At 63.0% G+C, this 2,891-nt stretch carries 4 protein-coding genes; 1 reads left to right on the forward strand and 3 read right to left on the reverse strand.

Translation table 11 applies throughout. The annotated features are described in order from the left end of the window. Positions 1-112: 112 nt before the first annotated feature. A complete protein-coding gene (locus ABZ532_RS31445) occupies positions 113-583 on the reverse strand; it encodes a hypothetical protein (protein ID WP_361291385.1) in 471 nt (156 codons plus the stop codon). 383 nt (positions 584-966) lie between these two features. Between ABZ532_RS31445 and ABZ532_RS31450 the strand changes: the two genes are divergently transcribed. Next, positions 967-1,119, forward strand: a complete 153-nt coding sequence (locus ABZ532_RS31450; RefSeq protein WP_361291388.1) for a hypothetical protein — start codon at positions 967-969, stop codon at positions 1,117-1,119. 57 nt (positions 1,120-1,176) lie between these two features. Here ABZ532_RS31450 and ABZ532_RS31455 read toward each other — a convergent pair whose 3' ends face one another. Beyond that, positions 1,177-2,055, reverse strand: coding sequence for a hypothetical protein (locus tag ABZ532_RS31455; protein ID WP_361291391.1), 879 nt, complete (start codon positions 2,053-2,055; stop codon positions 1,177-1,179). A 152-nt stretch (positions 2,056-2,207) separates the two neighbouring features. After that, a complete protein-coding gene (locus ABZ532_RS31460) occupies positions 2,208-2,747 on the reverse strand; it encodes a transposase family protein (RefSeq protein WP_361291394.1) in 540 nt (179 codons plus the stop codon). Between the last annotated feature and the right edge of the window lie 144 nt (positions 2,748-2,891).

Consider the following 2,891-nt stretch of genomic DNA (forward strand, 5'->3'; position numbering starts at 1 on the left):
CGTCGCCTGGTGCGCGACTACGAGACGCTGCCCGCCATGCACGAGGCCATGGTGCTGTGGTCGATGACCATGCTCATGAGCAGCCGCCTGGCCGGGCGCCGCCCCGCAGCCTTCAGCTGGCCGACGCCCCGAGCGGGGTGAACACCCCCGGCCGCGTCTGGAGCGCCCACCCTCGTTCCACCAGGCGTTTCGCCTTCGACCACAGCCCCTCGACCTTCGCCGGAACCGCCTGAAGGCCCAGGGCCGCGGCCAGTTGCTGGCACCGCATACCCTCCCGGGCCGCATCCGACTCCAGCACGGACATGATCCGCTGGTAGTCCGGAGGCAGGACCGTCGCTGTCATGCCCTCGGCCCGTCTGGGCACCACCGACCCGGCCACCGCACTCACCACCGGTTCCGCGACCGCGACAGGCGGCTCCGCCAGCACCTCGGCCACCGTCACACGGGCATCCGCCAGACGCTGAAGTGCCCGCTCCGCCTCGCCGAGCGCGGCCTGCACCCGCTCGGCCTCCTCCCGCAGCCGTGCCACCTCTTCCCGGACCTTCTTCTCCCGAGCCTCCAGCAGACCGAGCACCGACGGCACCAGCTACCTCCACAAGCCAGACGAACGGACGAACCACGCCCATCTCTCCCTCGCCAGCCGGAGTTCATGCCCACCCAGCCCGAACCAAACGATCACGTTCGAAAAGCGGATGGCGTCTCAACAACCGGGAGGTCCCTATCGTTCTGCCCCTCACTTCGACGGCCGGGCATCACCCGATCGGGGCCCAAGCTGAAAACGCTCACTGCGTCTCAACCAGGATATGACAGATCCGGCCTGGGCCTCACTCCGGTGCGGGCCTTCTACCTGGACCTGGTGCACTGGGCCGTCGAAGATCCCGCCCACTGGGCCGGCTGGGTCGCCCCCTGCCCGATCGGCAGCGAGGAGATCAACCGCAAGAAGGCAAGCGGCGCCGCAAATCACGGATGGATGCCCGCACCCGCAAGCGGCTGCCCGTGCTGCCGGTCCCGGTCCGCAGCGTCGACCAGCGCCGCAAGGCCACCGTGCTGGCCGCCGCCCGCGAGGCTGCACCGGGCGAGATGTTCACCGCCGCAAGTCAGAACAACGCATCGTATTGATGCAGATTCTGGCCCCCCGCTTGAGCAGGAGGCCAGAAATTGATTTCTTAATGAAATTTAATCGGTTCCGTACAAGTCAACGAGCGTTGCGACATCGCCACGTCCAAGGGTTCGCTCGAAGACGGTGCACGTAGCAGTGGCACTCGCCATCGTCTGGTACGCCTTTGGATTATCCGTGTCATCGGCCTCCGGAGTCCCGTCGTCCTCTGCATGGTCGACATTGAGAGCGTGCATTATCTCGTGCATCGCCGTACTCTGCATGTCGGTCTTCTGCAGGTCTTCGTCGTCCCTGAAATTCTCGGGGCATCCAGGAGATCCTGGTGTCATCCAGTTTGTATCCGAGTCCAACGTTACATGCCCCCTCGCACGGACAAACTGGACATCATTCTCTGTGCCCCATTCCGCGCCATCCGTCCCTCCGTTGCCCACCGTGTCCCCCGCGAGGTCTGCGAAGGAGACGTTGATCTCGTAGGCAGTGCCTTCCGAAGTGAATTGCTCACTGTCTCTTTCGCCATCATAGCTGAAGTCGACACTAAGATCGCCAGTTATGCCGCAATTGTTTCTAAGGTCGTGAATCGCCTGGAAAGAAGCAGTAAGCGTGGAGAGTACTGCATCCTTGGATACAGATTCGGGTCGCCCGGAATCATCGTAGTACCATTTCCAGGTTACTCCGGGGTAGACTCGGTTCCCATCGTTCAAGAGTGGATGTGTTTCCACTTCCTCACATGCCACTGCTTCGGCGAGATCGTTATCCCAGTAGAAGTCGGCTCTTTCGGGGTCGGCGTCACCGTCGTTCTCCCAGACATAGGTAGCGCTGGGATCTCCATCCTGCCTAGCCTCACTATCTCCCCCGGCGTGAGCTGGATACGCCACAGCCGCCAGAATTCCTGTTGTTGCGACAAGAGTTCCAAGGATCCTTTTTCTGGAAATGCTCATGCCCGCTCCTGTATTTCCACCGCTTCTTGGAATTAAGACGATATCGAGCGGGCTCCTGTGCGGTATCCGCAACTACTACTCATGCTGTTCTTTGCGTCTCCCCGAAGGCTCTCAAGTCCCTTTTGTCTTTTTTGGCAAGCTTGGAGGTCTATTCACGGGGTTTCACCAGTCCTTTGCGTAGAAGGTGAGGGCGGTGACGGTCGTGGCGACAAGGGCGAAGCGGGTGAGGGGCTGCGGTAGCGGGTGGCGAAGATCTTCCAGTTCTTCAGGTGCGCGATGGCCCGTTCGATGGCGGCTCGGAGTGTGTTGATCAAATGATTGGCCTCCTTGTCCCCCGTGGATCGTTCCTGGCCGGGCGGCTTGCGCCGGGGAGTGAGCAGTCCGGAGCCGACGTAGCCCAGATCGCCTATGCCCTCCCGTTCCGCGAAGGCGTCGGGGAACTCGGACTGGCGCCAGGCGTGTATGTCGTGGCGGGAGCCCGGGACGGGTGCGGAGACCGCGAGGAGGTCCCCGGCGAGGGTGGCGGCGACCTGCAGGTTGAAGCCGGTGTCGCGGTGCTTTCCGGAGAACAGCGTGGTGCCCTCGCTTCTCCGGTCCCACGTCGTGACCAGGGTTCCGTCGACCAACCCGATCCGGCCGGCACACGCCTCGGCCGGATCGGGAACGTGCCCGGCCAGGACCCTTTCCACCACCGGCAGCAACGATGTCCAGCGGCGCGAGACGGGGGTCTGTCAAACGAGCGGCTCTTACAAGATTTCCGTAGGCGGTGATCGCTTCAACTGGCCTGTGGTGTCGGTTGGTTGGCGGTGAGATGCTGTCTGGGTGTGTTGTCGTGG

The sequence above is a fragment of the Streptomyces sp. NPDC019396 genome (assembly GCF_040632375.1).
Taxonomy (GTDB): Bacteria; Actinomycetota; Actinomycetes; order Streptomycetales; family Streptomycetaceae; genus Streptomyces.